Origin of the sequence: Microbacterium sp. NPDC057659 (genome assembly GCF_042799915.1) — a bacterium.
Classification (GTDB): Bacteria; Actinomycetota; Actinomycetes; order Actinomycetales; family Microbacteriaceae; genus Microbacterium.
In genome coordinates this window covers 181,343-206,265 of the sequence record NZ_JBHVHU010000002.1, presented here as the reverse complement: position 1 = coordinate 206,265, position 24,923 = coordinate 181,343, and the positions used below count along the sequence as shown (strand labels likewise).

Sequence of the window (24,923 nt, the reverse complement as noted above, 5' to 3'; positions counted from 1 at the left end):
TCCTTGACGATAGGGATCAGCGGCTGAGTTCGTCGACGAGTGCTCGGACGCGCGCGGCGATGTCGTCGCGGATGGCTTCGACGCCTTCGCGGGAGGCGAGAGCGGGGTCGCCGACGGCCCAGTCGTCGTAGCGGATGCCGGGGATGATAGGGCAGACGTCGCCGCAGCCCATCGTGATCACGACGTCGGCGGCGCGGACGGCATCGTCGGTGAGGGGTTTCGGAAACTGCTCTGCAGCGAGATCTCCCTCGATCTCTGTGAGCAGGGATCGCACGTGCGGGTGGATGACCTCAGCGGGGCTGGATCCTGCGGAGCGGGCGACGACCTTGCCGCCGGAGACCTGGTTGACCAGCGCGGCGGCCAGCTGGGAGCGCCCGGCGTTCGCGACGCAGACGAACAACACCTGCGGCACGGATGCGTCGCGGTCACGCGTCAGGTCAGCGAGGCGCTGGCGAGCGAACCGTTCGGTGAGCGGAACCAGCGCGCCGGTGACCTTCGCCGTGCGGGCGAGGGCCGTGTATGACTCGCGCACGATGCTCAGCACGGTCGACGGGGCGAGCTCGGGCACCTCGGCGGCCAGCTCGTCGGCCAGGTGCGTGACTCGGATGTCAAAGTCGGGGCGCTCCGCCGGCGCGACGTCGACATCGGATGCGGTCATGGTCGCCGGTGCGAAGGAGTCCAGCAGGGCGGTGACCGCGCTCCGACGGCGGGGGGTGATCCGGTACCAGACCCAGGTGCCGCGTCGCTCGGAGGTCAGGACGTCCACATCCTTGAGCACCTTGAGGTGATGGGAGACCGTGGGCTGTGAGACGTCGGCGAGCTCGGCGAGGTCGCAGACGCACGACTCGCCGCGAGGGTCGGAGGCGATGGCGGAGAGCATGCGCAGTCGCAGTGGGTCGGAGAGGGCCTTCAAGGTCGCGGCGACGTTGGATGCCGCTTCCTGGCCGATGGCGTGGGTGGCGACGGGGCTGCAGTTCTCGCCCGCATCCGTCAAGGTGAGGTTCATGAGGCGATCCTTTCGCCGGTGTACGGATCGGTGTGGAACCAGGCGCGGGCCGCCCAGAGCGACACGTAGACGAGCCCGACCAGGACAGGCACTTCGATGAGCGGGCCGACGACGCCGGCGAGGGCCTGACCGGAGGTGGCGCCGAAGGTGCCGATGGCGACGGCGATCGCGAGTTCGAAGTTGTTGCCCGCTGCGGTGAAGGCCAGGCTTGTGGAGCGGGCGTAGTTCAGCCCGAGCGTCTTCCCGGTCAGGATGCCGGTGAACCACATGATCGCGAAGTAGGCCAGTAGCGGTAACGCGATTCGTGCGACGTCGAGCGGGTTCTGCGTGATCGCCTCCCCTTGCAGCGCGAACAGCAGCACGATGGTGAACAGCAGCCCGTAGAGCGCCCAGGGGCTGACGGCGGGGAGGAACTTCTCCTCATACCAGGCGCGGCCGCGGCGCTTCTCGCCGATCCAGCGGGAGGCGAAGCCGGCGACGAGCGGGACGCCGAGGAAGACCAGCACGTTGAGCGCGATCTGCCCGACCGAGATCTCGAGGCCCTGGGTGTCCAGGCCGAGCCAGCTGGGCAGGACGGTCAGGTAGAACCAACCCAGGAGCGAGAACGCGACGACCTGGAACACCGAGTTGATCGCGACGAGCACCGCGGTCGCCTCGCGGTCGCCGCAGGCGAGGTCGTTCCAGATCACGACCATCGCGATGCAGCGGGCCAGGCCCACGATGATCAGGCCGGTGCGGTACTCCGGCAGATCGGGAAGGAAGATCCAGGCGAGGGCGAACATCACCGCCGGACCGACCAGCCAGTTCAGCACCAGCGACGACACCAGCAGCTTCTTGTCGCCGGTGACAGCGGCGACCCTGTCGTAGCGGACCTTCGCGAGGACCGGGTACATCATCACGAGCAGCCCGAGCGCGATGGGGACAGAGATGCCGCCGACCTCGAGCTTCACGAGCAACCCTGAGAGCGCAGGGATGAGCCGGCCCAGGAGGAGCCCTGCGACCATGGCGAGGCCGATCCACAGCGGCAGCCACCTGTCCAGGGTGGAGAGGCGTTTCGTTGCGCTGCGGGCGGGAGTCGACGTGGCAGTCATACGAGCAGCCCTTCGATCTTCTCGGCGATGACGGGCTTCGGGTGCGCCCCGATGAGGATGTCCGAGCGGGCGCCGTCGCGGTAGAACCCGAGCGTCGGGATCGAGGTGACGCCGGCAGCCATCACGGTTTCGGGGTTCTGGTCGGCGTCGACTTTCACGATCTTCACGCGGCCGTCGTACTCGGCCGCGAGCTGCTCGAGCAGCGGAGCGACCTGGCGGCAGGGGCCGCACCAGGTGGCCCAGATGTCCACAACCACGGGGATCCTGGAGTCGAGGACCTCGTCCTGGAATGTGGCGTCGGTGACGGCGGTGAGCGTGCTCACGCGAAGACCTCCTCGGTCTCGGTCAGAGGGGCGGTCTCGTTCTCGAGCGCGGCGAGGAAGTGCTGGGCGTCCTGGGCTGCAGCGCATCCGGTGCCGGCGGCGGTGATCGCCTGCCGGTAGGTGTGATCGACGAGATCGCCGGCGGCGAAGACTCCGGGCAGGTTGGTCCGAGTCGAGGGGTGATCGACAAGCACGAAGCCGGCGGCATCGGTGTCGACCGTGCCGGTGACGAGCTCGGAGCGCGGGTCGTGGCCGATGGCGACGAAGAGCCCGGTCGCCGACAGGTCGCGCTCGGTGCCGGTGACGGTGTCGCGCAGAGTCATGGACTCCAGCCTCTCGGCCCCGTTGAGGCGGACGACCTCGCTGCTCCAGGCGACCTCGATCTTCGGATGGTCCAGCACGCGCTGTGCCATGATCTGGGATGCCCGAAACTCGTCACGGCGGTGCACGACGGTCACCTTCGACGCGAAGCGGGTGAGGAACAGAGCCTCCTCCATCGCGGAGTCACCTCCACCGACGACGACGATCTCCTGCTCACGGAAGAAGAAGCCGTCGCAGGTGGCGCACCAGGACACCCCGCGGCCGGTCAGGCGCTCCTCGTCCGGGAGGCCGAGCTTCCGGTAGGCAGAGCCCATCGCGAGGATCACCGCGCGGGCGTGGAAGGTCTCGCCGCTGCCGGTCTCGATCGTCTTGACCGGGCTGTCGAGGTCGACACGGATCGCGTCGTCGAGGAGGATGCGAGCGCCGAACCGCTCGGCCTGCTGGCGCATCGACTCCATCAACTCGGGACCGTTGACCGGGTCGACGAAGCCGGGGAAGTTCTCCACCTCGGTGGTCGTCATCAGCGCGCCGCCCGTGGTCACCGATCCGGCGATCACCACGGGAGCCAGATTCGCACGCGCGGCATAGATCGCAGCCGTGAAACCCGCGGGGCCGGACCCGATGATGACCAACTCGACCTCTTGCTTCGACATGCATCTATATTGACATTCTTCAATTCAACCCGCAATCGGTGGCGCGGGCGTTCATCAGAACTTCACCTTCGGCGTGCGCGAAGAGGGCGATCTCCCGGTGGGAGATCGCCCTCTTGACGTGATGCTCAGCTGACGGTGACTGGCCTCGCGCCGATCTGCAGCACGGCCGGCGCGGCGCAGCAGCTGCCGTCTTCGGCGTCGAAGCCGCCGGCGCCGCCGCACACTCCGGTGTCGGGAAGGACGAGCTCGTTGCGCTCGGCCGCCTCATGATCACCGGCGAGGTGCGCGACCACGCTGCGCACCTGCTCGTATCCGGTGAGGGCGAGGAACGTGGGCGCGCGGCCGTACGATTTCGCGCCGACGATGAACAGGTTCTGCTCGGGCTGCGTGAGCTGGCGAGCACCTGTCGCTCCGACGGATCCGCAGGAGTGGATGTTCGGGTCGATCTCCGATGCGATGCCGGCCACCGCGTCCAGCGACCCGTCCAGGTCGACGCGCACCTCACGGAGGATGCCGGTGTCGGGCCGGAATCCGGTGAGGGCGAACACGTGCGTGACATCGGTGACCTCGTGGCCGTTCTCGGCGGTGAGCGTCAGTCGACCGGAATCCTGCGCGAATTCCGCGACGCGGAATCCGGTGACGACCTCGACGATGCCGGCGTCGATCACCTTGCGCGCGCGGGACCCGAGTGCGGCGCGCTCGGGAAGCTCGTCGCCGCTTCCGCCGCCGAACACGTTCGTCGCGCTGCCGCGCCGCATCAGCCAGGTCACCCGGGTGCCGGGCTCGCGGCGGGCCAGCTCGCTCAGTCGCAGCACGGCGTGCGTGGCCGAGTGGCCGGCGCCGACGACGACGATGTGTGTGCCGGCGAACTCGGACACGTCCTCGGGGATGCGATAGGAGATGCGCTCCGAAGCGGCCGTCTCGCCGACAGCCGGGTACCCGTCGGCCCCTGCCGGGTTGGGCTGCGCCCAGGTGCCGCTCGCGTCGATCACCGCGCGAGCGAGGATGCGCCCGTCGCTGCCGTCCTGGTTGATCGTGTGCACGACGAACGGCTGCGCCTTGCGGCCGCTGTTGACAACCTTGTCGCGCCCCTGACGGGCGACGCCGGTCACGGTCGTGCCGTACAGCACCCGGTCGCCGAGTGCTTTCGCGAGGGGCGTGAGATAGCCGTCCACCCACTCGGCTCCGGTCGGGTATCCGCCTGACGGCGCTGTCCAGCCGGATGCCTCGAGCAGGCGCCGTGCGGCGGCATCCGTCAGCTCGGGCCAGGCGGAGAACAGTCGCACATGTCCCCACTCCGAGACGGCGGCGCCGGCGCCCGCGCCGCGTTCCACGACGATCGCGTCGAGGCCGCGCTCGGTCAGATGGGCTGCGGCTGCCAGGCCCTGCGGGCCGGCTCCGATGATGACGACGGGAAGCTCGGACATCACATCTCCTTGGATCGAAGAACTTCAATACGTAGACGCTCGCCTATCTATCGAAGTTTGTCAATACGTGGCAGAATATCCGTATGAGCCTTCCCGCGACCATCGACCAGAGTGCGTGCTGCGTGCCTCGGATCACCGCGTCCATCACTGCGGAAGAGGCGGAGCGCGCCGCTCGTGTGTTCAAGGCCATCGGGGACCCCACCCGTGTCATGCTGCTCTCGCTCATCGCCGGCACCGAGGGCGGTGAGGCCTGCATCTGCGATCTCATCGAACCAGTCGGCCTGTCGCAGGGGACCGTCTCGCATCACATGAAGCAGCTCACCGAGGCCGGGCTCGTGACCAGGGAACAGCGCGGCCGGTGGGCGTACTTCTCGTTGAACGACGGTGCGCTCGATGCCGCGGCAGATGCGCTGCGGCCGGCAAGCCTGGCCCGCTGAGTCCGCCCTTCGTCACTTCGTCACTTCGTCACTTCGTCACTTCGTCTCGCTTCGCTCGCTCAGCACGGCGGTCGTCGCTGCGCTACTCGCTCAGGGGGGGGCGGGAGTGGAAGGGCCCGCGGTCCCCGGCATCACCAGTCCGGTCTCGTAGGCGAGCACGACGAGTGCTGCCCTGTCGCGGGCGCCGAGGCGTGCGAGCAGCCGGCTGGCGTAGGTGCGAGCCGTCGCCGGGCTGAGGAACAGTTCGGCCGCGAGGTGGGGATGCCGCAGATGAAGGGCATGGATCACCATTGACCGGCGTGGTCACGCCACGATGACGTCGACCGTCGCGGCGCCGCGGAGCAGGGCGACCTGCTCCGCCTCGGCCTGCAGCAGGCGCTGCATCCGGTCGGTCAGTGCCGCGAACGGCGAGACCGTGATCGTGAGCATCCGGCCCTTCTTGCGCGGCCGCCACACCCCCGCGATCTCACCGTCGACCAGCAGCGCCCCGGGATCTCCCACGGTCTTCCACACCTCGCGCTGATGCGCAGGATCCACCAGGATGCCGCGGTCGCGGGCCTGTGTGTACGGATCGCGCGGCGGCAGCAGCCGCACGCCCTCGGGCAGCGCCGCGGTCCGCAGAGCGTGGACGTCGGTCGCCAGCATCCACGCGCGCCGGCCGGTGTCCACCTCGACGAGTTCCCCCTCGAGAAGCTCCCACCATGGTGCGACATCACCCGCGCGCACGCCGATCCAGCCGGCGAAGTCCGCACGCGTCGACGGGCCGTAGCAGTGCAGGTAGCGGCGCAGCAGCTCGCCCCGGACCCGCTGCGGATCGGCAGCGGGAAGCGGATGCCCGAGCCATTCCTCGACGAGCACGAACGGTGCCCGATCGCCGTCGCGCGGCGCGAAGCAGACCCTCCCGCGCAGCATGAGGACGCGCAGGCAGAAGTGCGCGACCGCTTCGCCGACGGGCTGGCCGTCGGCGTGTGGTCCCTCGCGCATCCGCACCTCTCGCTGCGCGGGCGTCAGATCGGGCACCACCAAGCGTGCGAGTTCGGCGCCGAGGTCGTCGACCGCGAGCCGCCGTCCCGTCAGGGCCTCGCCGAGGTGGCCGCCGACCAGGTCGACTGCCTCGGTGACGGTGATCCCGAGATCGTCGACCGAGGGCCCGATCCCGAGGATGAACCGGCGCAGCGCCGCCTCGGTCATCGGGAGCACACCCGCGGTGAAGATCGCGGCGTCCACGGTGGGGAAGAAGAACGGTGCGCCGCGCATGGCCCAGGTCTGCAGCATCGAGCGGTCGTCGACCGCGGCATCCAGACTCTGCGGCGTGACCGATCGCACCCGGGCGTTCAGGGCGAGCAGCGCCGAACCGGGAGGGCTGTTCTGCACGCCGCACGCGGCGGCTGCGAGCAGGCCGTGCTCGTCGAGCCGTTCCGTCAGGTGGTGTGCACTCAGTCGGAACGCGACGATTTCATCCCGTTCGGCTTTCACGCGCCTCACGCTACCGTCCAGCACCCGTGTGGACCCGGCGCTGCCCGCCCTCCCGTAGGGTGTCCCGGGACAGGAGGTCTATATGATCGCGACGGAGTTCCCCCGCGACCTGCTCATGACCGGAGTGATCTTCGGAATGGCGGCGTTCATCTGGTCGGGCTGGGCGCAGGAGCGTCCGCCGAAGCAGGTGATCTGGCGGGTGCTGCTCGGTGTGATCGGTCTCGGCGGCGTCGCGCTCGTGGGGCTGAGCCTGCCCGCCGCGATCCGCAACTGGGGCGGCCCGACCGCGATCGAGGTCGGCGGGCCGGCCTTCATCGCCTACGTCGTGGTGTTCTGGGTAGAGGTGATCATCATGATCGTGCTGTCGATCATCGCGACGCGGCGCAAGCGCTCCGACCTGATCGCCCCGCTGATCCTCGCCGTGGTCGGCATCCACTTCGTGCCGCTGGCCTGGGTGTTCGCGCAGCCGGTGTACGCGCTCGTCGGCGTGCTGGTCACGATCGTGGCCGCATTCGCCACGCGGCCGTCGCTGAAGATCGCCGCACGCAGCTTCTGGTGCGGCATCCTCGCAGGGCCGATCCTGCTGATCGCCGGCGCGACCTGCGCCGCGGTGGGCATGGCGTCGTTGGGCTGACGGGCGTCCTTCGTCTCGCTTCGCTCGCTCAGGAGGCGGGGGGCTTCCCGGGGCTACTCGCCGGGGAGCGGGTTGCGCAGCGGCATCCGCTCCGGCGCGGGCGGCGCCGCTGGCGAGGGATCCGGCTGGGCGGGAAGCTCTTTCGCGACCTGCTTCTCGAGCACCTGCACGGCCTGCTCCGAGAGCACGATCAGACCGTCGAGCTCCTCGCGGACGCGCTTGTAGGCGACGTTGCGCTCCGCCTGGGTGGCCGACTCGTCGATGGCGACCTTCAGCAGCTGCTGCGCGCGGTCGAGGCGCTTGCGCTCGTCCTCGGTGAAGGTCGAGTTGCGCAGGCGCCGCGCCTCCTTCTCGGCGATCTCGAAGGCGACGGAGTAGTTGCCGACCGCGTCCAGGTACTCGGTGACCTGCTGCTCGCTCACCTTCGCGTCGGCGGATGCCGGACGAAGGGCGTCCGCCGTCTTCTTGGCCCTCAGGAACGCGGCCGTCAGCGGCTGTCGGCCGTCACTCATGGCGGGGAAGGCGATGAGCTTGGCGACGTCGAGCTCGTAGTCGAGCCAGCGCGCGGTGATCTCATCGTGCTCGGAGAACAGCCGGGTGAGCAGCTCCGCGTGGTCCGCGGCCTCCTGCTTCTCGCGCTGCCTCTTCGTGGGCACCGGTGCGGTCTGCCCGCCGCGCGCGGCGATCTGCGCGGCCTTGATCTCGCCCTTCAGGCGCAGCGTCTCGAGGCGCTGCTCGTGCCGCTGTCGAGACATGACCTGCCACCGTCGCGCCATGCCGCCGGCCATCCCCATGATGGGGAAGACGAGCCACCAGTAGCCGCCCACGAACTTCCAGAACTCGTCCATGATGCGTTCAGCCTAATCCGGCCGCCGGGTCACCGCGCCGCTTCCGCACACGTCACGCAGCGGTCGGCGAACGGGCGCACCTCAAGTCGCGCCGCGGGGATCGGCTGCCCGCATCCGACGCAGATGCCATAGGTGCCGGCGTCCACTCGGGCCAGTGCGTCGTCGACCTGCCGCAGCTCGTCGGCTGCGGCGTCGGCGAGCGCCGACAGCCGCGACCACTCCGACGACAGCGTCACGCCCTCGGGATCGTGCTCGTCGTCGTCGTTCGAGCCCTCGCGGTCGTGCACGAGCTCCTGAAGCGCGGATGCCGCGGATTCGGCGCGAGTAGCCGCTTCGGCGCGCAGGCGCCGCAGATTCTCGCGCTGATCAGGCATCCCGTCAGCCTAGCCCCGGGTGCCGACGTCGGGTCCTACTCGAGCCACTCGGTGATGAAGCGGTCGTTGGCGTGGACATGGGTCGCCTCGTAGATGCCGCCGTCGAGCACCTCGAAGCGGTGCGCGATCAGCGCGGGGACCACGAGCACCTGACCGCCGACGCCTACCAGCTGCTCGTCGCCGACGGTGAACAGGGCCCTGCCGTCGTGGATGACGAAGGTCTCCGCATAGGGATGCCGGTGCAGTCGCGGGCCGGCACCCGGCGAGGCGTACTCGCGGATGATGCTGACGGGCGACCCGATGAGGTGGCCCTCGATGTTCGCGTCGCGCGCGACGTCGATCGGTTGGATCGTCATGCTGTGCCTCCCGGTGCACTTCCGGCCGAGGGTACGCCGCGATCCGCTCCGGCGCGAGACCTACCGGCATCCGCATCCCTTGACCGTGAATGACGTTCACCGTAGGGTCGGTTGTCTGTGAACGCCGTACACAGCTGAGGAGGGCATCGACATGCCGTTCGGATACGTTCTGCCGCTCGCCCTCATCGTGATCACCACGGTGCTGGCACTGATCCGCATCCGTCGCTGGGGGAACGTGCTGTTCGCGGTCGCACTGCCGGCCAGTGAGATCCCGCACATCCTCTTCGTCTACCTGCTGCTGATCTCGCTGCTGGCCTGGGACGAGGGCGACCTCAGCGGCGGCCCGGGCACGGTGCTGCTCGTCATCGCCGTCCTCGCGGAAGTGGCGCTCCTCGTGCTCCTGGCCAGCGCCCTGCGCGCACGTCCGGTGATCGACGCGATGGTGCGCGAGCACGGCGCGCAGCCGCCGCAGCGGCGTCGGTTCTGGTGGCTGCGGCCGATGATCTTCCCGCTGCCCTGGCGGCCGCGCTCGGTCATCCGCACGGGGCCGATCTTCTACGGCGACCATCCGCGGCAGCGCCTCGACGTCTATCGGCCGCGGGATCCCGAGGCCTCCGGGCCCGTGCTGGTGTACTTCCACGGTGGCGGCTACGGCGGCGGCGGCAACCGAAGGGAAGGGCGAAGCCTGCTGCACCGGCTGTCCGCGCAGGGCTGGACGTGCATCAGCGCGACCTACCGGATGCGACCGGAGTTCGGCTTCGAGGAGCATCTCGCCGACGCCAGAGCGGTGCTGGCCTGGGCGCACGCCCGCGCCGACGTCCACGGCGGCGACACCGACATGGTCGCCATGGCCGGCAGCTCGGCCGGCGGACACCTGACCGCGCTCTGCGCGCTGACCCAGGATGCCGGCGATCCCGAGCGTCCGCGCGTCGACGCGGCCGTCTCGCTGTACGCCTACTACGGCCGGTACTACGGGCGAGGCGAGGATGAGGCACAGGCTTCCACGGCGATGGCGCTGGATGCCTCGCAGGCGCCGCCGTTCTTCCTCGCCCACGGCGACCACGACGACTTCGTGCCGGTCGAGGAGGCCCGTGCCCTGCGCGATCACCTCGACGCAGGGTCGCCGCACGAGGTCTGGTACGCCGAGCTGCCCGGCGGGCAGCACGGCTTCGACGCCATGCAGTCCTGGCGGTTCACCGCGGTGATCGACGGTGTCGAGGCGTTCCTCGCCCGGGTGGTCGCGGCGCGGAAGGAAACGGCGCGGTAACTGCGCAACAACGATCAAGCGCCGGATGCCGCGGAGGAGCACCATGGGGACATGAGCAGCCCCGCGGACACCTTCGCGACCTTCGTCGACCGGCTCGCCGACGCCCTGCGCGACGACGAGGCCGGTGCGATCGACGGCGCCGAGCTGGCCGCACGGGTCGGATTCTCGAGGTTCCACCTCGACCGGATCATCCGGTCGGTGGCGGGCGAGAACCCTGGGGCGTTCCGTCGCCGCATCCTGTTGGAGCGCGCCGCGTTCCGGATGCTGACGACGCGGATGCCGCTGCTCGACGTCGCCGTCGATGCGGGCTATTCGTCGCACGAGGCCTTCACCCGCGCGTTCACGCGCGAGTTCGGGGCCGCGCCGGCGCACTGGCGGCACAGCGCGGCGACGTTCCGACTGCCGGCCGGCAACGGAGTGCATTTCCATCCACCGGGGAGCATCCGGCTTCCCATGAGAGACAGGGAGAGCGAGATGGAACTTCTGGAGCGCATGACAGCGCATCACATCTGGCTGACCGGGGAGATGATCCGCGTGGCCGGCGAGCTCGGCGACGACGAACTGAACCGGCCCATCGAGATCGACGTCGACGACGACGAGCAGAGCGTCAGGTCACTCCTGGCGCGGATGGTCGGACAGTTGGCGATGTGGAACGCCGTCATGGCGGGCAGGCCGTACGACCTTCAGGTCGAGGATCACCAGTCGCTCGGCGACCTGCGTGACATCCTCGCGGTGGAGGGGCCTGCGTTCCATGAGCATGTCCGGGAGGTGACCGCCGGGGAACGTCTGGATGAGACGTTCGTCGACGCATCCGGCGACCCGGTCGAGGTGATCAGCTACGGCGGGAATCTCGCGCACATCCTCACCTTCGCGGCGTACCGCCGTGTGCTGGTGCTGCTGGCGCTGAACCATGCCGGGCACGGCGAACTGGGCTGGGGCGACCCGCGGTTCTGGGTCGCGGACCAGCCCGCAGAGTGAGAGGTGCCCGCCGCCCGATCAGGGCGGCGGGCACTCCGTGTGCCGGATCAGCCGACGGTGGCGGCGATGTCGGGCTGGTCGCTGAAGATGCCGTCCATGCCGGCCTTCAGATAGGCGGTGATCTCTCCGGCGAGGTCACCGGGCGCGATCGGGTCGGCCGAGGAGCGGAACTCCACCGGCAGATACTGGTTCTCCAGACGGAACGTCCAGCCGTGCACGTCGAGGCCCGCGGCGTGAGCATCGGCGATCACCGGCGTGGGCGCAGCGAGACGGCCGTCGGCGGTGCGCGGGATCAGCACCGACTTCTCGGCGCCGATGCCGTCGGCGTACTTCGCGATGCCGGCGAGACCGGCGGGCTTCACCAGGTCGGCGTAGGTCCGCGGGTCACCGGCTGCTGTGAAGTCGTACGGGCGGCCGGACGAGTTGATGAGCTGCGCGAGTTTCACGTTCGTGAGGCCGTTCAGCTCCTTCAGGTTCGCGACCTCGAAGCTCTGCACGATCACCGGGGCGTCGGCGGAGTCGACGTCGTTCGCCTTCAGCTGCGCGACCAGCGGCTCCTCGAGCGAGAGCCCGATCGAGTCGAAGTAGGTCGGGTGCTTGGTCTCGGGGTAGACGCCGACCTGACGGCCGTCGCAGCTGACCGAGTGCCGGGCCAGGTCGATGACCTCGTCCAGCGTGGGGATCACGTACAAGCCGTCGAAGGCGGTGTTCGCGGGTCGCGTCTGCGGCATCCGCTCCTTCGCGCGCAGCGTGCGCAGCTCGGCGAACGTGAAGTCCTCGGTGAACCAGCCGGTCACCTTCGCACCGTCGATGGTCTTCGTCGTCTTCCGTGAGGCGAACTCGGGGTGCGTCGCCACGTCGGTGGTGCCGCTGATCTCGTTCTCGTGGCGGGCGACGAGCACGCCGTCCTTGGTGGAGACCACGTCGGGCTCGATGTAGTCGGCGCACTGCACGATCGCCTGCTCGTACGAGGCGAGGGTGTGCTCGGGGCGGTAGCCGCTCGCGCCGCGGTGGCCGACCACCGTCACCTGCTCCTTCTCGACCTTGGTGCGATCGAGCGAGATGACGGCGAACTCGGTGTCGTCGGGAGTGCCGGGCACACGGGCGTCGTTGCCGGGGTAATTGTTGTCATTGGCGATCAGCAGGTCGCCGTTGCGCAGCTGCACGATCGTCTCGAACGACTGCACGGGCAGTGAGAACACCTCGCCGGTGCCGTAGCCCTCGCCCGCGGCCAGGCCGTCGGGATTGGCGATGCGCAGGGCGTCGAGCACAGGCTTCTTCAGCACGTAGCCATCGCGGTCGGTCCGCTTCAGGTCGATCTCGTAGACCCGCTTGGTGACCGACTGCGCGCCCTCGAAGTCGTCGCGCTCGACGACGAGCAGCACGTCGTTCTTCACGGTGAACGCGTCGCCGATGACGTTCGGCTCCTGGTCTGTCTGGTAGCTCCAGGTGCGGTCGGTGTACGCGCCCTTCCTCGTGTCGAACTCACGGATCTCGCGGCGGCGCTGCTCCGGGTCGTCGGCGTAGGCGCCCTCGAGGATCGGGTAGAGGTAGCGGCCGTTCTTCGACGCGGCCATCGCCTCGAAGCCGCGGCTAAACTTCACGCGCGGGGTCTCGCCGGCCTTCAGGTACGGGTTCTGCGGTGACTTCGCGCCCTGCAGCGAGAACGGCTTCTGCAGCAGTGTGCCCTTGGCGTCGAAGTGCAGCAGGAACGGACCGAACTCCTCGCCGACCCAGAATGTGCCGTCCTTGGCGCGCACGACCGACTCGATGTCGAAGTCGGCGCCGGTGAGCAGGCGGTCTTTCGTGCCGTCGTTCACGATCGGGAAGTCGAGCAGGCCGTTGCGATCGTTGTACGAGATGAAGCGCTCGACCTTGATCTCGCCCGAGCCGCCCGTGGCGGTCTGCCAGTCGGGGCGCACCAGGTAGCTGCGCAGCAGGAAGTCGGCCGAGTTGCCCTTGGCGCCGAAGCCGTTGTCGGGCTGCGCCCAGAAGGTGCCGTCGCCGTTGTCGATCACGGCCGAGAACCCGGGGATGACCTGGCCGTTCCAGGGGCCTTGGCGTCCGTTGCCCGCGCTCGCCTGCGCGCCGGAAGGAGGTCCGTCGGCCAGGAAGTCGGCCGACAGCTGCGCCCAGGCGACGAGTGTCGGCTGGAAGGCGTGGTTCGGCGAGGCGGGGGTGGTCTGATTGCCGGCGGCGTTCGCCGGTGCGGCGAGGAGCAGAGTCGCTGCGGCCGCCACAGCGGTGGCGGCGGCGAGCGCGCGGGGGAGTCGTCTCATGCCCGCGAGTCAATCGGCGCACGTTGGAATGCCCGTGACGCCGCTATGACCCGCCGATGACGCGTTCATGAACGGATGCCGGATGATCCCGGCATCCGTTCACGGAGACTCAGTTGAGGATGAGGCCGATCACCGTGGCGCCGCCGCCGACGAGGATGAGCGCGACGATGGTCACCCAGGCGGTGACGCGGATGCGCTTCTGGCGACGCTCGCTGTAGATGGAGAGGTCTTCGGCTTCATCGTGCTTGTTCATGAGGTCCTCAGGCGACGGGCTCGGTGACGGTGGGGCCGAAGGCGGCCGGAAGCGTCGCGCGCGACGTCTCCCGCAGCTCGGCGACAGTGGCGGTGAACACGTCCTGCACCTCGAGGGCGGGCTCACTGTCGGTGACGCCGATGCGCAGCACCGGGTAGTTGCGCCCCTCGCACAGGCCGCGGAACTTCACGTCGTCCTCGCGGGGCACGGTCACGATGACGCGTCCGGTCGACTCGGAGAACAGGGCGGATGCGGCATCCACACCGTCGCGCTCCATCAGCTCGGTGAGCCAGACGCGCGCGCCGACGCCGAAGCGCGAGACGGCCTCGGCGAGCGAGACGGCCAGGCCGCCCTCGGAGAGGTCGTGCGCCGACGAGATCAGCCACTCGTCGCGTGCGGCAGCGAGCAGGCCGGCGAGCCGGCGCTCGGCCTCGAGGTCGACCTGCGGCGGCAGGCCGCCGAGGTGGTCGTGCACGACGTCGGCCCAGGCCGACCCGGACAGCTCGGTGGAGGTGACGCCGAGCAGGTAGATGTTCTGGCCCTCGTCCTGCCAGCCCGACGGGATGCGGCGCGAGACGTCCTCGATGATGCCCATCACGCCCACCAGCGGGGTGGGGTGGATCGGCACGTCGCCGGTCTGGTTGTAGAACGAGACGTTGCCGCCGGTGACCGGGGTGCCCAGCGCGTAGCATCCGTCGGCGAGGCCGTCGACGGTCTGACCGAACTGCCACATGACCTCGGGGTTCTCCGGGGAGCCGAAGTTCAGGCAGTCGGTGATGGCGGTGGGCGTCGCGCCGGTGACGGCGACGTTGCGGTACGCCTCGGCCAGTGCGATCTGCGCACCGCGGTACGGGTCGAGCTGGCTGTAGCGGCCGTTCGCGTCGGTGGAGATCGCGAAGCCGAGGCCGGACTCCTCGTCGACGCGGATCATGCCCGCGTTGTCGGGGAAGGCCAGGGCGGTGTTGCCGCCGACGTAGTAGTCGTACTGGTTGGTGATCCAGCTGACGTCGGCCAGGTTCGGGCTCGCGATCAGCTTCAGGAACTGCTCGCGCAGCACGGCCGGGTCGGACGAGCGGGGCAGCTCCTCCGCGGCATCCGCCTGCAGCGCGTCGATCCACGTCGGGTAGGCGACCGGGCGGTCGTAGACCGGGCCGTCGACGGCGACGGTCGACGGGTCGACGTCGACGATGCGCTCGCCCTGCCAGTCGATGATGAGGCGGCCGTCTCCGGTGACCTCGCCGAGCACGCTGGTCTCGACCTCCCACTTGTTCACGACGGCCATGAAGGCATCGAGCTTCTCGGGGGCGACGATCGCCATCATGCGCTCCTGCGACTCCGACATGAGGATCTCCTCAGCGGTCAGGGTGGGGTCGCGCAGCAGCACGTTGTCGAGCGAGACGTGCATGCCGGAGTTGCCGTTGGCGGCCAGCTCGCTGGTCGCGCAGGAGATGCCCGCGGCACCGAGGTCCTGGATCGCCTCGACGAGCTCGTCGCGGTACAGCTCGAGGCAGCACTCGATGAGCACCTTCTCGGCGAACGGGTCGCCGACCTGCACGGCGGGGCGCTTGGTGGGGCCGCCGTCGTCGAAGGAGTCGGATGCCAGGATGCTGGCGCCGCCGATGCCGTCGCCGCCCGTTCGGGCGCCGAACAGGACGACCTTGTTGCCCGTGCCGGTGGCGTTGGCCAGCTTCAGGTCCTCGTGGCGCAGGACGCCGACCGCGAGGGCGTTGACCAGCGGGTTGGCCTGGTAGACCGAGTCGAACACGGTCTCGCCGCCGATGTTGGGCAGGCCGAGGCAGTTGCCGTAGAAGCTGATGCCGGCGGTGACGCCGTGCACCACCCGGGCGGTGTCGGGGTGGTCGATGGCGCCGAAGCGCAGCGCGTCCATGACGGCCACGGGGCGGGCGCCCATCGAGATGATGTCGCGCACGATGCCGCCGACGCCGGTCGCGGCGCCCTGGAACGGCTCGATGTAGCTGGGGTGGTTGTGCGACTCTGCCTTGAAGGTGACGGCCCAGCCCTCGCCCACGTCGACGACGCCGGCGTTCTGGCCCATGCCGACCATGAGGCGCTGCTTCATCTCGTCGGAGACCTTCTGGCCGAAGCGGCGCAGGTAGTTCTTCGACGACTTGTACGAGCAGTGCTCCGACCACATCACCGAGTACATGGCCAGTTCGCCCGAGGTGGGGCGGCGGCCCAGGATCTCGCGGATGCGGGCGTACTCGTCGTCCTTGAGGCCGAGCGCCGCGTAGGGCTGCTCCTTCTCAGGGGTCGCGAGGGCGTTCTCGACGGAGTCGGGGATGTGTGTGGTGGTCACGCGGGCTCCTGAAGAGAAGGGAGAAGCGGGGCGGCTCCAGTCTACCGGCGCTTCCGGCGCCCTCAGCCCTGGGCGACTCGGCCCTCGGAGCGGGAGGCGGATGCCGCGGCGAAGCGTGCTGCGAGCGTCGATGCCGCTTCGCGGAGCTGGGCGGGACCGACCACGGTGAACGGCGCGTCGAAGCGGGCGACGGCGGCCAGAACTCCGGTCCACGACCAGGAGCCGACCGTGAGGCGACAGCTGTCCGCGGTCAGCGGCTCCAGCTCTCCGTCGCCGACCCACGGAGCCACCTCGGCGGCGGGCAGATCGAGCTCGACCTCGCCGATGCAGGGCCAGCGATCCTCGGTGTCGGATCCCTTGGCCCTTGCCGCCAGATAGGACTTGGCCTCTGCGGCGGGAAGCGCGCGCGGGATGAATGACGGCCCGGTCGGGACGCGCGGAGACATACGGTCGAGCCGGAAGGTGCGCCAGTCGCCGGCATCCAGATCCCAGGCCAACAGGTACCAGCGACCGTCCCGCAGCACCACCGCGTGCGGCTCGGTGCGACGGGGTGGGCTGTCCTCCTCATTCCCGTAGCCGAAGCGCAGCACGCGCCGGTCGCGGATGGCGGCGCTGACGGCCTCGAGCACGGCCGGGTCGACCGTGGTGTCATTGCCGGCGCCGGTGAAGCGGATGCCGTCGACGCGGTGCCGCAGCCGGGAGGGCATCACCTGGCGCACGGTCGCGAGTGCCCGATCGGCGGCCTCTCCGACGTCGACACCGCTCGCCCGGACGCCCTGCAGCGCCACCGCGATCGCCACGGCCTGCTCCTCGTCGAACAGCAGCGGCGGCAGCTCCGATCCGGCCTCGAGCCGATAGCCGCCGTAGGGGCCCTTTGCCGTGGCGATGCGGTAGCCCAGCTCGCGCAGGCGGTCGACGTCGCGGCGGACCGTACGCGGGGCGATGCCGAGCCGATCGGCGAGCTCCTTCCCCGGCCAGTCGCGCGGGGTCTGCAGCAGCGACAGCAGAGTGAGCAGGCGTGCGGTCGGAGCGGTCATGCCTCCATTGTGCGTTGAGTAGAGGACAAGAACAGACCTCTACTCCTGTGACTGTGGTTCCACAGCGTTCTGAAGGACAGGACGCGGACAGGGAGAACGACATGATCACCACCACCACGCACCTCAACTTCCGCGGCACTGCACGGCAGGCACTCGAGTTCTATCGCGGGGTCTTCGGCGGCGAGGTCACGGCCGCGACGTACGGGCAGTTCGGCATGCCGGAGGGCGTGCCCGGGTTCGACAGGATCGTGTTCGGGCAGCTGCAGGCGCCGGGCGGCATCCGGCTCATGGCGTACGACATCCCCGGCGCGGACGATGCCGAGGGGATTGCCGGCTCCACCAGGCGCGAGAACGGCGTGACGATCACCGACCGCACCTTCTTCCAGTCGCTGCAGGCCGACTCGCTCGATGAGCTGACCACGTACTGGGAGCGGCTCGCGGACGGGGCCGTCGTCGTCGAGCCGCTCGCGGCATCCGCCTGGTCTCCGGGATTCGGCATGCTCACCGACCGTTTCGGGGTGACCTGGGTGGTGGACGTGCGATTGGGCGCCTGAACGCCGGCGCCCCTCCGGCGGACGTGGTTCCGGAGGGGCGCCGACGCGCAGAGCGCGTCAGGGACGGAGCGCGTGAGATCCGACGGTCATGCCGGCGGCCACTGCGGATGCCGGGCCACAGCCACCCGGGCGGCGAGATCGGTGAGCACCGCGGAGGGGTCCTCATCGAGGCCCAGCTCCCGCGCCAGCCCGAGCGCGAGCAGGGCGTGCCCGGCGGCGTTCGGATGGAACGCGTCGTCGAGCAGGCCCCACGGCATGCCCTCGTTGCCCGGCCCGGTGCCCTCGGAGAACTCCGTGAACGCGACGTGCTGGTCGACGAGGATCACGTCGTGCTCGGCCGCCACGTCGCGGATCCGCTGCGCGAAGTCGCCGATCCGCTCCCGGTCGGGGGCGTGCAGCAGGTCGATGGCCGGCGGTGTCTGCAGCACGGGGATCGCTCCGGCCGCCCGCACCCGCCGCACGAACTCCGCCACAGAGTCGCGGAACACGTCCGCGTCGATCGGCGGATCCAGCCACACCGTGGTGCAGTCGTTCGTGCCGATCATCAGCGTCACCACGTCGGGGCTCCACGAGGAGACCCGGCGGGTGAAGTCGTCCAGGATGAGGTCGGCCCGCCACCCGGTGATCGCGGTGTTGATCACGACGTCCTGCACCCTGCCGAGATCGCCGCGAATCAGCTCGTGCAGGTGATCGACGTAATTGCGGGCACCACGGGTGTGGATGAGTCCGTGGGTGATCGAGTCGCCGGTGAGCACCCAGGTGAGCGGACGGCCGGAGGCCAGGGAGTCGCGCAGACGCGTGCGGTCGGCGGTCATGCGGTCTCCGTTCATTCGGTGGCGGACAGCTGCACGTCGACGAAGCGCGGCCGGTAGATGGATGCGTCGTCGTAGACGTCGCCGACGTTGTCGAAGGTGTTCACGTTATAGGTGACCAGGAGTCGGTCGCCCTTCCTCATCTCGGGATGCTCGTGCGCGTTGTAGGTGAAGACGTCGGCGTCGCCGTAGCTGCCGAAGATGCCGGTCTCGGGCGTGCGGTACAACTCGACCTCGTCGCCGAACGGACCGATCGGCGAGCACGAGGTGCGCGCGACGATGCGGGTGCTGAAGAGCTCCGATGTGTCCTGCGTGATCATCAGGTAGCCGTCCTTGTACCGGGCGACGCTGAACTCGTTCGACACGTACGGTGCGACGGCGACCGCGTCGGCCTCGGCGTCCGACCATCCCTCCCCGTCCCAGTACGTCCAGGCGCCCGCGAGGCCCTTGCCGTCGGTCGTGCGCGCGACGTGCGCCGAGCGGACGCCGTCGATGTCCTTGATGCCGTAGATGTACGTGGTGCGGCCGTCCTGCAGTGTCCATGATCCCCAGTTGATGCCGGTGGCGGAGGGCAGGTCGGAGACGGACTGCAGCGTCAGGGTGTCGCCGTCGAGCGTGGCCAGGCGGTTCGCGCTCCAGCCCCAGTCCCACTGACCGGTGCCGAACTTCGTGAACTGCAGCAGTGGAACCTGAACGGTGCCCTTCGCGCCGGATGCGGGGTCGCCGATCCAGTACCAGCGGCCGTCGGTCTCCGGTGGCACGATCGCCTCCGGTGCGTTCGCCGTTCCTCCTGTGACGGTGGACATCTCCTTCGCGCTCTGCACGACGATGGAGTTGTTCACGAACGGGGAGTCCTTCGGGCGCGAGCCGTCGGGGTTCACGGTGCCGAGGAACGTGTCCGAGAAGAACCAGCCGGTGCGGCCGCCGCGCAGTGGCAGCGAGTACGTGCTGTCGGCGCCGGTCCATCCTCCGCCGGTCTCGGCGTAGCTGCGGAAGGTGTCGGTCAGCGGCTGGTCGACGGATGCCGTGGCGGTGAGAGTCTTGTCGACCAGGGAGCACTGTCCGGTGTGCTTCTGTGCCGGGGCCGCGGCGTCCGCGGGTGCGGCGACGAGTACGCCGGCGCACAGGGTCACGGCGGCCAGGCCGGTGGCGACGAGGGTCTTTCTGTCCATCTCGATCACTCCTTCGTGTTCTTGTTCGTGTTCTTGGTTCCGGGTACTGCTTCCTTTGTCCCACCCCGCGGTTCCTGAGCGAGCGAAGCGAGACGAAGGGCGCTCAGGAGCCGAGAGATGAGACGCTGGGGGTCACGCGCCCTCGCGCGTCGATGTCGTACATCCGGTCTCCGACCCGCAGTCCGCGCAGCGCGGCATCCGGGTCGAGCGCGGCGACGCAGCCGTCGGCCGACACCGCGCCGTCGGCGGCGACGGTCACGCCGAACAGCGCCTCGATGACCAGCTCGATCCAGGCGCCGGACGACGAGCAGGACCAGTCGATGATGTACGGCAACTGCGGCGGCGCCTTGCGCGCTCCGCCGCTGATGCCGGGCACGGCCTCCTCGACGAAGTGCGCCTGTCCCATCGGCCCCTGGTTCGCGGAGCGCGAGAGCCCCTCGATCCAGCCGGTGAGCACGTCGGGCGCCCCGAGGGCGGCGAGCGCGCGTCCGGCATCCGCCGGCCAGGCCGGGTACGCGCCGTTCCACTGGTGGTCCGGACGCGGGCTGTAGCTGGCATCCGGATCCCACGGCGAGAGCGCTCGCATCCAGTTCTCCGTCTGCAGCTCGCGCTCGAAGAAGGCGACCATCTCGGCACGCACCTCGGGAGCGAGGTCGTCGGCGATCGTCGTGCCGACCACGCTGAAGTCGTAGCAGTGCCGCACCGGCAGCCGGGTGCCGTCGGGCTGCCCTGCGGCGAAGATGCCGGTGCCGGGCAGGTAGCGGTCGATCACCGAAGGCAGCAGCGCGGATGCCTCGGCCCGCAGCCCCTCCGCGCTCGCCGCATCGCCTCGCAGCTCGGCGAGGTCGGCGGCGGCGCGCATGCTCCACACGTTCGCGGCGTTCAGCCCGGCGACCTCGTGCGTGTAGGAACTGACGCACTCCAGCAGGTTGTCGATCTCGCCGTAGTCGGCCAGCGCCGTGTCGCGCCGCAGCGCCTTCCAGGCGGTGGCCCACTGCCGCACGGACTCGGCGACGGTGACGTCGCCGACCACCTCGTCGAGGAACCCCGTGTCACCGGTGAAGCGCACGTAGTCGTGCACCAGCCGGGTCATCGCGTAGTCGTTCACGGAGTACCAGCGGCCGACGGGCCCGCCGGTGAGGGAGGACGTGCCGAAGTGGGAGTGGATGTCGAGCGAGATCCAGTGCCGCACCTGGTTGCGCATCTCGGCCGGGTCGAGCAGCGCGTGGCTGACCGAACTGAGGCTGTAGTCCCAGATGAACGTCGTCGTGCCCCAGTAGTTGGGCATGAGGGTGTCGTAGGAGCGGCCGAGCACGTTCCCGGCGAAGTCGCGGCGGAACCAGATCAGCCCGAGCGCCGCCCACCAGTACAGTCGGCGCAGCGGCGTCGACGACGTGTCGAGCACGGGCAGCGCGCCGGAGAACTCGGCATCGCCGGGCGTGAACGCCGCGGTCAGCTGACGGTTCCAGAACTGCTCGGCGGATGCCACGGCGCCGGACACATCGGAGGCGACGGCGGCGTAGGCGTCCGCGGCATCCTGCTCCGACAGGCCGATCGCGTGCACATAGCCGGTGCGCGCGACGCCGCCGGCCGGCACGGCCAGCACGACGGTCAGCTCGCCGCCGCGGCCGTTGCCGCCGATGCCGGTGTCGAACTGGTCGGGCAGCTCCGCGACGCCGCTCAGCGCGGCGGTGCCGCCGGTCAGCCCCTGCACGCTCCACGCCGCGGCATCCGCCGACGAGAAGAGCAGACGCTCGCCGTCCACGGCAGCGGAATCCCGCTCGGAGGGCGACTCGGCGTCGAGCCAGGCGTCCGCCGAGCGCGTGACCCGCGCGGCGGCCGACAGGCCGAGTCGCACGTCGCGGTCCGCGGAACCGGTGTTGCGCACGGCGATGTCGATCGCCGCCGCCGTCTTCCCCGGCACGCAGACGGTCGTCGTCTCGATCTCGAGGCCGGGCAGCACGGCCCGGCGCACGACGCGGTCGGGCCGCCACTCGTGCGTGACCGGCACGCCGTACGAGGCGAACAGCCGTCCGTCCACGAACAGGGCCGCGGTCTGCGTGAGCGCCTGCGACACCGGCGGGAACTGCACCGCGCTGATCGCGGTGAGGTCGTGGTCGACCCGCACGGTGCCGAGCATGTTCGTGAGCCCTGAGGGCGCGATCATGTCGTCGTAGTGGTGCGTGACCGCATCGGCGGCGAGATCCTCGACGGTGGGGATGAGCGGATGCATGATGCCTTTCGAGCGGGGTCAGTACTGGCCGAGCGCCAGTCCCTTGGCGAAGAACCTCTGGGTGCACAGGAACAGCACCACGGTGGGGAGCGAGACGAGCACGGCGGCGGCGAGCACGGTGGACATCTGCGCCCCGCCGTAGGTGCTCTGCATGCCCGACAGGGTCGTGATGATCGGGCGGATGTCGTCGGACTGGCTGAGGGTCAGACCCAGCAGCAGGTCGTTCCACACGAACGTCGCCTGCAGGATGAAGATCGCCACCAGCGCGCTGGAGGCCATCGGCAGGTACAGGCGGATGAAGATGCGCCAGGTGGTCGCGCCGTCGAGCACGGCGGCCTCGAACACGTTGTGCGCGACCCCGGTGAAGAAGTTGCGCATCACGAAGGCCGAGAACGGGATGGAGATCACGGTGTAGATGATGACCATGCCCACCCTGGTGTCGAACAGGCCGATGCGCGAGTAGGCGTCGAACAGGGGCAGCAGCACCATCTGCAGCGGGAACACCGTGCCGCCGAAGATCACCACGAACCACAGGAACCCGCGCTTCAGCCGCAGCGCGACGATCGCGAATCCGGCGGCCGCGCCGACCAGCACGGCGATGGTGGGCGAGACGATCGAGTAGATCAGGGTGCTGAGGATGCTGCTGCCGAGACCCGAGAGCTCGAACGCGTCGGCGAAGTTCTGGAACAGGTGGAAGTCGGTGGGCACCCACGACGTCTTCGACGTGAAGGTGGTCGGATCCTTCATCGCGTTCACGACGAGGAGGTAGGCGGGCATCAGCCAGATGATGCCGAGGACGATGAGGACGACGGTGCGGATGGTCTTGGACATGTCACATCTCGTTCTTCGGGGACAGCTGCTGGCGCAGATACAGCACGGAGGCGATGAGGGTGATGACGGTGAGGAACACCGCGATCGCCGAGCCGAGGCCGTAGTCGCTGTTGACGAAGGTCTCCTTGTACATCGTCAATGCGAGCGTCTCGGATGAGGTGCCCGGTCCGCCCTTGGTCATGCCCCAGACGATGTCGAAGGTCTTCAGGCTGGCGACGATCGAGAGGCCGACGACCACCGCGGTGAGCGGGCGCAGCATCGGCCAGAGGATGCTGCCGAAGAGTCGAACGCCGCTGGCGCCGTCGATGCGCGCCGCCTCGAGCGGCTCCTTCGGGATGGCCTGCAGGCCGATGGTGAACAGCAGCGCGTTCACGCCGACGCCCTGCCATGCGGAGGCGATGATCATCACGACGGAGTTCAGCGGGGCATCCAGCAGCCAGCGTGGCGGATCGGTGATGCCGAACACCGCGAGCGCCTGATCGAGCGCACCGCCGGAGGAGAGGATGAACGACCACACCACGCCCACGCCGATGCCGGACAGGGCGTAGGGGATGAGGAACGGCAGCCGCAGCCAGATGCCCCCGCCGAGGTTCCAGGTCAGCAGGGCGATCGCGAGGCCGATGCCGACCGGAACGATCAGGGTGCCGACGACCCAGAGCACGGTGTTCAGCGCGGAGCCCACGAAGTCGGGATCGGTCAGCATCTCGACGTAGTTGTCGATGCCGATCCACTTCGGGCTGCCGAGCCCGTTGTAGTGCGTGAAGCTGAGGAACACCGTCCACAGCAGGGGGAGGTAGAGCAGGACCGCGACCAGGAGCACGCCCGGGGCGATGAAGCCCCGGGCGGACCACTGGTACGGCGTCTTCTGGTGCGCCATCGACCGTCCTACTTCTGCTCTGCCCAGTACTTGTCGGCCGTGGCCTGGATCTTCTCGAGGAACGGCAGCGGGTCGCCGGGGTTGGCATTGAACGCGCCGAACTGCTCGATGGCGGTGGTCACGATCGGCGTGGGCATCGCCTCGAAGAAGCGGTCGTAGAGCGAGTAGTCGGGACCGGAGATCTTCGACCCGATCTCGGCCAGCGCGGGGTCGGCCACCTTCGCCTTCGGGTTGAAGGCGACGTCGCCGTGCGCGGCGTTCCAGGCGGTCTGCGCGTCGGGCGACATCCACCATTCGGCGTAGGCGAGCCCGAGGTCCTTCTGCTTCGAGTTCTCCGCCGTGCAGATCGGGCCCGACTCGACGGCCACCGGGGTGGTCTTCAGGTCGCCGCTGACTGCGGGGATGGCGAACATGCCGTAGTCCTTGTCGCTCATGCCGGCGCCCTTGAGGTTGCCGGCGAAGAACGTGCCGAAGTTGATCATGGCGAAGTCGCCCTGCTTCAGCGCGACGGCCGGGTCGGTGGTGCTGCCGGGGTCGCTGAACCAGCCCTTCTTCTGCTCGTCCAGCCAGAGGTTCATGATGTCGACGATCTTCGGGTCGGTGTACTTCACCGAGCCGTCGGCGAGCCCCGCGTACAGCTCGGGGTCGGTCGAGGCGACGAGGTGCTGGAACCACTGGAAGGTGAACAGCGTGCTGGTCTGGTAGTACGGCGTGATCCCGTCGGACTTGAGCTTGGTGGCCACCGCGTCGAGCTCGTCCCAGGTGGTGGGCACTTCGACGCCCGCCTTCGAGAACTCCGCCTTGTTGTAGAACATGATCCAGTAGGCGATGTTCATCGGCACGCAGTACTGCTTGCCGTCGAAGGTGTAGGCCTTGGCGAGATCCTCGCTGGCCCAGCCCTCCTTGATCGCCTTCTTCCAGATGTCGGTGGTCTCGGCGACCAGGCCCTCGTCCACCAGCTGCTTGAGCGAGTCGCCGGTGTGCCAGGTGAACAGGCCGGGGGACTTCGCCGTGCGGAAGGACTGCTTGATGAACGCGTCGTACTGGTTCGCGTCCGAGTAGCCCGTGGTCTTCAGGGTGATGTCCACGGCCTTGCTGCTCGTCTTGTTGAGTGACTCGAAGTCGGGCTTCCACGCGGCCTTGTCCGTGTAGAAGTTCAGGGTGCCGGTGACGTCTCCGGAGGAGGAACCGGTGTCCCCCGAGCAGCCGGCGAGAGCCATCCCGCCGATGAGCAGACCTGCCGCTGCGGCGGCGATCTTGCGTCGCGAAATCATTCAGAACTCCCTTGTTCGGTTGGTATCGTTACCAGAAATCTGGTTCAGATTACCAAGGTGATTGCTTGCGGTGCAAGGGACTCCGGGGCGGAG

General features: G+C 69.1%; 24 protein-coding genes and 1 pseudogene. 5 read left to right on the top strand and 20 right to left on the bottom strand.

All coding sequences use genetic code 11. The features are described from left to right. Nucleotides 1–16: 16 nt before the first annotated feature. The 5 genes from ACFVAE_RS09635 to ACFVAE_RS09615 form a co-directional block, all read right to left on the bottom strand. Complete coding sequence (locus ACFVAE_RS09635) at nucleotides 17–1,006, bottom strand: metalloregulator ArsR/SmtB family transcription factor (protein ID WP_378891058.1); 990 nt, start codon at nucleotides 1,004–1,006, stop codon at nucleotides 17–19. Continuing rightward, nucleotides 1,003–2,097 (bottom strand): ACR3 family arsenite efflux transporter, encoded by a 1,095-nt coding sequence (arsB, locus tag ACFVAE_RS09630; protein WP_378891055.1) that lies wholly within the window; start codon nucleotides 2,095–2,097, stop codon nucleotides 1,003–1,005. The genes ACFVAE_RS09635 and arsB overlap by 4 nt, the downstream gene beginning before the upstream one ends. Beyond that, nucleotides 2,094–2,420, bottom strand: coding sequence for a thioredoxin (gene trxA, locus ACFVAE_RS09625; RefSeq protein ID WP_378891052.1), 327 nt, complete (start codon nucleotides 2,418–2,420; stop codon nucleotides 2,094–2,096). The genes arsB and trxA overlap by 4 nt, the downstream gene beginning before the upstream one ends. Continuing rightward, nucleotides 2,417–3,394 (bottom strand): thioredoxin-disulfide reductase, encoded by a 978-nt coding sequence (gene trxB, locus ACFVAE_RS09620; RefSeq protein WP_378891049.1) that lies wholly within the window; start codon nucleotides 3,392–3,394, stop codon nucleotides 2,417–2,419. Before trxB ends, trxA begins: the two co-directional genes overlap by 4 nt. 125 nt (nucleotides 3,395–3,519) lie before the next feature. Next, a complete protein-coding gene (locus ACFVAE_RS09615) occupies nucleotides 3,520–4,821 on the bottom strand; it encodes an NAD(P)-binding domain-containing protein (protein ID WP_378891047.1) in 1,302 nt (433 codons plus the stop codon). Nucleotides 4,822–4,904: 83 nt separating this feature from the next. Between ACFVAE_RS09615 and ACFVAE_RS09610 the strand changes: the two genes are divergently transcribed. Continuing rightward, a complete protein-coding gene (locus ACFVAE_RS09610; RefSeq protein WP_378891044.1) occupies nucleotides 4,905–5,258 on the top strand; it encodes an ArsR/SmtB family transcription factor in 354 nt (117 codons plus the stop codon). A 90-nt stretch (nucleotides 5,259–5,348) separates the two neighbouring features. Here ACFVAE_RS09610 and ACFVAE_RS09605 read toward each other — a convergent pair. Both ACFVAE_RS09605 and ACFVAE_RS09600 read right to left on the bottom strand, forming a co-directional pair. Next, nucleotides 5,349–5,510, bottom strand: a pseudogene (locus ACFVAE_RS09605) (response regulator transcription factor); the annotation flags it as partial. Nucleotides 5,511–5,561: 51 nt separating this feature from the next. After that, nucleotides 5,562–6,734 (bottom strand): winged helix DNA-binding domain-containing protein, encoded by a 1,173-nt coding sequence (locus tag ACFVAE_RS09600; RefSeq protein ID WP_378891041.1) that lies wholly within the window; start codon nucleotides 6,732–6,734, stop codon nucleotides 5,562–5,564. A gap of 82 nt (nucleotides 6,735–6,816) precedes the next feature. Between ACFVAE_RS09600 and ACFVAE_RS09595 the strand changes: the two genes are divergently transcribed. Next, nucleotides 6,817–7,368: a hypothetical protein gene (locus ACFVAE_RS09595; protein ID WP_378891038.1), complete on the top strand. Its 552-nt coding sequence runs from the start codon at nucleotides 6,817–6,819 to the stop codon at nucleotides 7,366–7,368. A gap of 53 nt (nucleotides 7,369–7,421) precedes the next feature. Here the strand turns inward: ACFVAE_RS09595 and ACFVAE_RS09590 are convergent, their stop codons facing one another. From ACFVAE_RS09590 to ACFVAE_RS09580, 3 genes are read right to left on the bottom strand one after another with little or no spacing between them, the layout of a single operon-like run. After that, nucleotides 7,422–8,216 carry a hypothetical protein gene (locus ACFVAE_RS09590; RefSeq protein WP_378891036.1) on the bottom strand — a complete coding sequence of 265 codons (795 nt, stop codon included), beginning with the start codon at nucleotides 8,214–8,216 and terminating at the stop codon, nucleotides 7,422–7,424. A gap of 29 nt (nucleotides 8,217–8,245) precedes the next feature. Then, nucleotides 8,246–8,590: a TraR/DksA family transcriptional regulator gene (locus tag ACFVAE_RS09585; RefSeq protein WP_378891034.1), complete on the bottom strand. Its 345-nt coding sequence runs from the start codon at nucleotides 8,588–8,590 to the stop codon at nucleotides 8,246–8,248. A 35-nt stretch (nucleotides 8,591–8,625) separates the two neighbouring features. Beyond that, nucleotides 8,626–8,946 (bottom strand): cupin domain-containing protein, encoded by a 321-nt coding sequence (locus tag ACFVAE_RS09580; protein WP_378891032.1) that lies wholly within the window; start codon nucleotides 8,944–8,946, stop codon nucleotides 8,626–8,628. Nucleotides 8,947–9,097: 151 nt separating this feature from the next. Here ACFVAE_RS09580 and ACFVAE_RS09575 point away from each other — a divergent pair, with 151 nt between their 5' ends. Continuing rightward, nucleotides 9,098–10,213 carry an alpha/beta hydrolase gene (locus ACFVAE_RS09575; RefSeq protein WP_378891030.1) on the top strand — a complete coding sequence of 372 codons (1,116 nt, stop codon included), beginning with the start codon at nucleotides 9,098–9,100 and terminating at the stop codon, nucleotides 10,211–10,213. A gap of 51 nt (nucleotides 10,214–10,264) precedes the next feature. Beyond that, nucleotides 10,265–11,191 (top strand): helix-turn-helix domain-containing protein, encoded by a 927-nt coding sequence (locus ACFVAE_RS09570; protein WP_378891028.1) that lies wholly within the window; start codon nucleotides 10,265–10,267, stop codon nucleotides 11,189–11,191. Between the two features lie 47 nt (nucleotides 11,192–11,238). Here the strand turns inward: ACFVAE_RS09570 and ACFVAE_RS09565 are convergent, their stop codons facing one another. The 4 genes from ACFVAE_RS09565 to ACFVAE_RS09550 all read right to left on the bottom strand — a co-directional run bounded on the left by ACFVAE_RS09565 (nucleotide 11,239) and on the right by ACFVAE_RS09550 (nucleotide 17,077). Then, nucleotides 11,239–13,470: an esterase-like activity of phytase family protein gene (locus tag ACFVAE_RS09565; RefSeq protein ID WP_378891025.1), complete on the bottom strand. Its 2,232-nt coding sequence runs from the start codon at nucleotides 13,468–13,470 to the stop codon at nucleotides 11,239–11,241. Between the two features lie 109 nt (nucleotides 13,471–13,579). Next, on the bottom strand, nucleotides 13,580–13,723 hold the full coding sequence (locus ACFVAE_RS09560; protein WP_378891023.1) for a hypothetical protein: 144 nt from the start codon (nucleotides 13,721–13,723) through the stop codon (nucleotides 13,580–13,582). Nucleotides 13,724–13,730: 7 nt separating this feature from the next. Next, nucleotides 13,731–16,040 carry a phosphoribosylformylglycinamidine synthase subunit PurL gene (gene purL / locus ACFVAE_RS09555; RefSeq protein WP_378891020.1) on the bottom strand — a complete coding sequence of 770 codons (2,310 nt, stop codon included), beginning with the start codon at nucleotides 16,038–16,040 and terminating at the stop codon, nucleotides 13,731–13,733. Between the two features lie 62 nt (nucleotides 16,041–16,102). Next, nucleotides 16,103–17,077 (bottom strand): helix-turn-helix transcriptional regulator, encoded by a 975-nt coding sequence (locus ACFVAE_RS09550; RefSeq protein ID WP_378891018.1) that lies wholly within the window; start codon nucleotides 17,075–17,077, stop codon nucleotides 16,103–16,105. Nucleotides 17,078–17,178: 101 nt separating this feature from the next. Between ACFVAE_RS09550 and ACFVAE_RS09545 the strand changes: the two genes are divergently transcribed. After that, nucleotides 17,179–17,631, top strand: coding sequence for a VOC family protein (locus tag ACFVAE_RS09545; RefSeq protein WP_378891015.1), 453 nt, complete (start codon nucleotides 17,179–17,181; stop codon nucleotides 17,629–17,631). 86 nt (nucleotides 17,632–17,717) lie between these two features. Here ACFVAE_RS09545 and ACFVAE_RS09540 read toward each other — a convergent pair whose 3' ends face one another. The 6 genes from ACFVAE_RS09540 to ACFVAE_RS09515 form a co-directional block, all read right to left on the bottom strand. Beyond that, entirely contained in the window at nucleotides 17,718–18,446 is a 729-nt protein-coding gene (locus ACFVAE_RS09540; RefSeq protein ID WP_378891013.1) for an SGNH/GDSL hydrolase family protein, read from the bottom strand. An 11-nt stretch (nucleotides 18,447–18,457) separates the two neighbouring features. Further along, nucleotides 18,458–19,615, bottom strand: coding sequence for a DUF4185 domain-containing protein (locus tag ACFVAE_RS09535; RefSeq protein ID WP_378891011.1), 1,158 nt, complete (start codon nucleotides 19,613–19,615; stop codon nucleotides 18,458–18,460). 103 nt (nucleotides 19,616–19,718) lie between these two features. After that, nucleotides 19,719–21,848 (bottom strand): hypothetical protein, encoded by a 2,130-nt coding sequence (locus ACFVAE_RS09530; protein ID WP_378891009.1) that lies wholly within the window; start codon nucleotides 21,846–21,848, stop codon nucleotides 19,719–19,721. A gap of 18 nt (nucleotides 21,849–21,866) precedes the next feature. Continuing rightward, the gene (locus tag ACFVAE_RS09525; protein ID WP_378891006.1) at nucleotides 21,867–22,679 is read right to left on the bottom strand and encodes a carbohydrate ABC transporter permease; all 813 of its coding nucleotides are present in this window, start codon (nucleotides 22,677–22,679) and stop codon (nucleotides 21,867–21,869) included. Nucleotide 22,680: 1 nt separating this feature from the next. Then, nucleotides 22,681–23,556, bottom strand: coding sequence for a carbohydrate ABC transporter permease (locus tag ACFVAE_RS09520; RefSeq protein ID WP_378891002.1), 876 nt, complete (start codon nucleotides 23,554–23,556; stop codon nucleotides 22,681–22,683). A gap of 8 nt (nucleotides 23,557–23,564) precedes the next feature. Beyond that, nucleotides 23,565–24,830 (bottom strand): ABC transporter substrate-binding protein, encoded by a 1,266-nt coding sequence (locus tag ACFVAE_RS09515; RefSeq protein ID WP_378890999.1) that lies wholly within the window; start codon nucleotides 24,828–24,830, stop codon nucleotides 23,565–23,567. Between the last annotated feature and the right edge of the window lie 93 nt (nucleotides 24,831–24,923).